The sequence below is a fragment of the Fusicatenibacter faecihominis genome, from assembly GCF_020686945.1.
GTDB classification, from domain to species: Bacteria; Bacillota; Clostridia; order Lachnospirales; family Lachnospiraceae; genus Limivivens; species Limivivens faecihominis.
The window spans coordinates 1-5,798 of the sequence record NZ_JAJEPR010000073.1; the positions used below are offsets into that span (position 1 = coordinate 1).

At 48.7% G+C, this 5,798-nt stretch carries 4 protein-coding genes and 1 pseudogene; 1 reads left to right on the top strand and 4 read right to left on the bottom strand.

Features of this window, described 5'->3' with window-relative positions:
- Positions 1-391 precede the first annotated feature (391 nt).
- From LKD71_RS17570 to LKD71_RS17580, 3 genes are all read right to left on the bottom strand, one after another.
- On the bottom strand, positions 392-1,159 hold the full coding sequence (locus LKD71_RS17570) for a CvpA family protein (protein WP_227616379.1): 768 nt from the start codon (positions 1,157-1,159) through the stop codon (positions 392-394).
- 1 nt (position 1,160) lies between these two features.
- Positions 1,161-2,291, bottom strand: a complete 1,131-nt coding sequence (locus tag LKD71_RS17575; protein ID WP_227616380.1) for a DUF5711 family protein — start codon at positions 2,289-2,291, stop codon at positions 1,161-1,163.
- A gap of 132 nt (positions 2,292-2,423) precedes the next feature.
- Positions 2,424-4,058: a LysM peptidoglycan-binding domain-containing protein gene (locus LKD71_RS17580; protein ID WP_227616381.1), complete on the bottom strand. Its 1,635-nt coding sequence runs from the start codon at positions 4,056-4,058 to the stop codon at positions 2,424-2,426.
- Between the two features lie 212 nt (positions 4,059-4,270).
- Here LKD71_RS17580 and yyaC point away from each other — a divergent pair, with 212 nt between their 5' ends.
- Complete coding sequence (gene yyaC / locus LKD71_RS17585; RefSeq protein ID WP_227616382.1) at positions 4,271-4,837, top strand: spore protease YyaC; 567 nt, start codon at positions 4,271-4,273, stop codon at positions 4,835-4,837.
- 276 nt (positions 4,838-5,113) lie between these two features.
- Here the strand turns inward: yyaC and LKD71_RS17590 are convergent.
- A pseudogene (locus LKD71_RS17590) lies at positions 5,114-5,798 on the bottom strand (hypothetical protein); the annotation flags it as partial.

A 5,798-nucleotide genomic window follows, 5' to 3' on the forward strand; every position in this document is an offset into this window, starting at 1 on the left:
ACTTTGGTTTTGTTCTTTAAGAACTATATTCTTTTGAACTTTCAAGGATATGTCACTGTTCAGTTATCAAGGTTCTTTGTTGCTGCCTTTGTGACAGCTTTGATATTATATCGCACACTTTCGAGTTTGTCAAGAACTTTTTTAACTTTTTTCCAAAAAGCTTTTTCTTTTTCAAACACCTCAGTGATTTTTTTATTATATCAAAGAGTTTTCTGCCTGTCAATACTTTTTTCAAAGTTTTTCCAGCCGTTCGGCTCAACAGTTAGGGATTATAACACTCTCTTTTTCTCTTGTCAACATATTTTTTTAAAAATTTATTCATTCCTGGAAATCTGATATTTATGAAAACAGCGCCGCCCTCCGTTTTCACGGATGACGGCGCTGTTTTCAGTCAGGAAATAAAGAGATTTCCAAACATTCCCATCAGAAGTTTCAGGAAGATATTTGTGTCATAGAAGACAGAAAGCACCTTATCCTGACTGATGAGGATCAATATCCGGCTGCCTGCATCGGTACCTCCCATAACTGTAAGGATGAGAAAGAGAATCCAGACGACACAGATGCCCTGGGCTGTTCCCACCAGAAGCCCTAGAACCCGATTGACCCCCTTCAGCAGGGGAAGCTCCGCCACAATATCCAGCGTCATTACCAGAAGCTTCAGGATCAGAACTGCCAGCACGAAGGTTATCATATAAGAAAGGACCCTAAGAACCAGGTTTGCCATAAAGGCTGCCAGATACCCTTCAAAACCGGATACTGCAAGGCTCGCATAGCCGGAGGCATTGTTGTTTTCCGCCAGCTGGGTCTTCAATAGATCCGGAAGGGCTAGGCTGTCAATAATCTTCGCCTGCTCGATCCGGGTGGGTTCGGTCCTGATGTCATTTTCCTCCTCGGAAGCTGTTTCCTTTTTTCCACTCAGCCGGGAAAGATTTTTCATGCTGAAAATATCCCTGCATTTATCCTCTAATACATCATAGACCGGTGTCTTTTCTTTCAGAAAATTGCTCACCGTAGGGTTGGCAAAATAGACCAGCACTGCTGCCATGATGAGAAAAGCCATGGACATCAACGTCCGGATAAAGCCTTTTCGCATTCCCCGAAGAGCGTATAGAAAGATAATCAGGCCGATGATGATCTTCAAAACCATTGTACTTTCCATATCATTTCACCCTTATCAATTCCGTATGGCCATTGCTGACAACCATATATTTTCCGAGGCCCGGCACACTGGCCACGTCCTCTACCGCCTTTTTGTAGGTCACATCCACTCGTTTTCTTCCTCTGCTGGAGTAGACCTGGAAGCCTTTATCATTGATGAGAAGAATATTTCCCTCCATCATCTTTGCCTGACGGTAATCCATATTCAAATATTTCTTTATGGTGCAGCGGCCGTTGAGATTGTAGACCAGTATCTTGTATTTATAGTCCGCCTTGTCGCTCTTGAAGATGAAACCAATCTTTCCGTCGTCATGGAAAGCAGTCAGGATCTCCTCGTCAAAATCCACGCTGACTTTTTCCGTGGGGATCTCCGCTCCCTGGCAGACGCTGAATCCGTTGCTTCTGAGAACCACCGAACGCCGCTCATCCACAAAATACACGGAAGGCGCCACCACGCCATCATAGGTCAGAAGGCTTACCTGGTTATTTTCCTCAGTCTGACCGATACTGTCAAAATTATAGAAGCCCACGCGGGTCTGAATCCCACTTTGATCCGGCCAGAGGAACGACACCATGATCTTCATTCCGTCTGGCGAAAGAGCAATATCCATCGGATAACCGGATTCCTTCACTGTGGTCCGCATCTTGGCAATCTCGCCGCCCTGTGTATCGTAAAGGTTGATCCAGGTCACATCTTCATCGGTGAGAACGGCAGCTACCACGCCCTGGCGGGCAACTTTTACCTTTTCGATCGGGAGAAGGGTCTCAAACTGTCCTTTCTGTCCTTTTTCATCGAAAATATAAACGTCAGTTCCCTGCTGATCCGCCACCACCACGGAACCCTCACAGACGTCCGCGATAGGACTCTGCATGCTAAAGGTACAGTTCCAGAGCGTCTGTCCATTTCCATCCATACAGGAGACGCCGTCGGCACTGTACTTGAACATTCGTTTTCCGAAAGCAAGATACTGGGTGCTGGAAGTGTCTGATTTTTCATAGCTGCTTAAGACCGTATAGTCTTCTTCCACCCGAAGGATGACGACCAGTACACCGATCAGAAGGACAAGAATGAAAAACGACACCAGATAGCGCTTCCAGCTATAGTCGAAAAGCTTCTTTCCTTTATTTTTCATCTTTTCTGAAATTCCATGCAAAAAATTCTTTATCTTATTCATCCTCCACACTCTTTCGTAGATTTACCTCTTTTTCGCAGAAAACTGCGGAACCAGACGCTTTTTCAGTATAGCACAGAGATTTTCCGCTGTCTATGGAAGGACCAACTTTTGCCCGGGCAAAATCGCGTTGGGGTTCATGATGCCGTTCAGGTCACAGAGTTCCTGAAGGCGGTCCGTGGAACCGTAATAGCGGTTGCAGATATCTGCCAGGGTATCGCCGAATTTCACCGTGTAGACCGCCTGGCTTGCATGGGCCGGGGCCTGATCCGGCAGAGCGGATACTGCCGCTTCCTGGCTGCTGTCTGTGATGCCAGCCGAAACCGATGCCGCCGTCTCTGCTTCTGTCTCCTGCTGTGTGAGAGCGCCTTCCTGCTGCGTACCGGCTGACTGCGCCAGGATCTGAGCGGAATCCGTATTTTCGTCCATACCGCTCTTCTGTTCTGGCGCTGTGGCTGCCTGTCCCGGAGTGCCCGTCTGCTGTCCCAGGCTCCCCTGCTGATCCATTAGAGTACCAGTCTGTACACCGGACGCTTCTGCTCCATCGCTCAGCGTATTTACCGCTTCCCCGGCATTTTCACTCTGATTTACAGCCATACCAGCGTTCTCCACATCCGTTTCCGGCTCGGAACTTTGCTCACTCTCCGTCAGAATCCCCGGAAGAAGCTCTGTCTCACCGGTTCGCCCGTCTATAACCATTTTTTCTGTCTCCACCACTCTTCCAGACACCATGGCCCCTTCCGTCATCCGCGCCATCGTCTGCTCCATCTTTTTCATCTGGTCATAATTGTTGATCATCGTGACGCCAATGACAAGGATCGTCAGTACGAGAAACGTGCTGGCTGTATACAGAAAATGCAGGGTCCGGATCTTCGGCGACTCTCTGTCGCTTTTCTCTTTCCCTGCATTTTTGACCGGCTTTTCGACAGCTGGCTCTTCTGTTTTCTCCGGCTTTTCTTTCGCGATGGTTTTCGGCTGAAGTTCCGCACCCTTCGCTTCCTCCTTCTTTTCCACTTCCGGAGTCTTCTCTTCTTTCCCTTCCGCCTGCACTTCTCTTTTCCAGAAGCTTTTCAGCGGAAGAGAGGCTGCCGACTGCTGCTCTTCGGCGATTTCTTCCTTTTCTACCGACTCTTTTTCCTGCTTCTTGGCCCCCAGAATCCGGCGGAAGCTGTGGATCGCCTCATCGGAAATGACCGCCTCTTTTTCCACAGATTTTCCAAGATTGCGGCTCACCAGATACTCCTGCATCTCGGGATTTTTCTCATAATAAATATAGTGTCCTGCCTGCTTCTGCAAAAAGCCATCCAGCGTCAGATAGACCGCTTCTTCCTGATCCAGCTCATTGTATACAACCAAAACTGCCTCTCTTCCCGGAAAATGTTCTTTGTATACATGCATGTCCTCCTCGTTTAATTCCTCCGGAATCTCCTCGGCCCGCAGGAACCAGCCGATGACGCTCAAGCCTTCAAAAGACTTTCCGGCCTCCTCCGTGACATAGTTCCAGTTTTCCTCGGAGAAATCTCCCTCGGGCACCTCCACGGCTCCGCTGATAAAATAGCAGCGCGCTCCCTTTATCCGTACCAGCTCGCCAAAGAGAACCGCTCCCTTTACTTCTCTTAAATATGCCACTGCGTAGTCTTCCAGGTAGATCCGTTTCTCTTTGCCCGGATCTCCGATCTGACGGATATTTCTTGGAAAATCCCTTTTTTCCTTTTCTTTACTGCTCATATCTTTTCCGCTCCTCTCCCTGGCCTGTCCTGCGGCAGCCACCCGTACCATTTTTCTCTGCATCCCTGATAGTACCACGAAAAATCCGCAGATTTTAGCAATCGGTGACACCTATTCAAAAAAACATTGCGACAGGAAAAGCGTTCTTTTTTCCGTATATTTTTTTCTCAGAAGGGATAGACTTTATAGCAAACGCGGAAAGGACATGTTTTATGAAAGCATTTGATGAAATTTACTATATAGATTCCAGAAAACCGGAGGCAGAGGATATCCTGGCTCTGCGCCTGTCACAGCTTCTGGCCCGATATCCTCTGCCTCCGGTTTATCTCTGTATCGGGAGCGACCGTGTGACCGGCGACTCCCTTGGCCCCCTGGTGGGAACCCTGCTTTTAAAGGTCCAGCCGACGCTTCCCGTGATCGGTACTCTGACGGACCCTGTTCATGCGCTGAATCTGAAACATACGCTATCTTTTCTCTCAGAAAAATTTCCTGGCCATCCCATCGTGGCCATTGACGCCTCCCTCGGCAGCCGCAGCCACCAGGAATTTTTCACCGTCGGTTCCGGCAGTCTCGAGCCAGGCGCCGGTGTTGATAAAATTCTCGGAAGCGCCGGAGATCTTTTTATCACGGGAATCGTCGCCCCCACAGGACCGCTCCCCCAGCTGAACCTGCAGACCGTACGGCTCTCGCTGGTCATGCGATTCGCCGAGTGTATCGCCGGAGCCGTGGCCTCTCTGACCCTTGAAAAAGAAGCCGCCTGTGAAAAACTCAGTCTTTGATATAGAGGAAAGCCACCCGTTTTTTCTCAGAGTAATCCTCGGCCGGAACGATCTCCCGAGCAGAGCACTCACCATTCTTTTTTCTGTAGGAAATGCTGACTGCCTTCTCGTGGCGATCCAGACAGCTCCTGAGATAAGTAAGGTCCGTCTTTTTCTGATATTCTTCCAGATCAAGCGGATGGATTTCTTCCTAGTACAGTGAAAATTAAGTATATGCTATATTGACGCAGGATGATTTCTTTATATGCAAGGCGGAGGAATGAGGCGTAGCGGTGGCTACGTCGATTGACGACAACGCAGCAGATGAAAAATCAGACGCAGAAGAGAGATCCGCAAGGTCTCTCTCATAAGCCCTTCTGTTGTAACAGCCAGTAAGCGTGTCCGTATTCGAGATATGGATGAGTTTTTCCCTTTCATCCGTTCGGCTACAGTGTGAAGATCCGCGAAAAGATCCGCCTGCTCCCGGTAAGCCTCGATGGCCGTCTCTTTCATGATCCGATGCATCATATCGTCGGCATTTTTATTCCATTTGCCCATTTTTTTCATCTTTTCACGGCTGGAATAGGCAATGACCGAATCCGTCTCAAGATCCACCAGATACATCCGGTGATAAATCTCCGACATGGAAGCCAGAACAGCGAACTGCTCATTTTTCTCCCGATTGGCCTTGAAAACTTTGGAAAGCATGAAGAGAATCACCGCCGACGCCAGGGCCAGATAGACTGCCAACAGAAGGATCACGGCCAGATTGCTTTCATTATCGGAAGAAATGGTAAAGGTGACGCCGATTTTCGTTGCGTCTGTCGCTCCGTAGATCTCACCAGTCTTCTGATCTGCCACATAGATACTGATACCCTCGTAACCCGGCATATTGCCTACCACAGTAGTGACATGCTCCCACCACTTAAATCTTACGATTTTGAAGTGGGGGCTTCCTGCTCGATTGCCTTTTAAGGCAAAG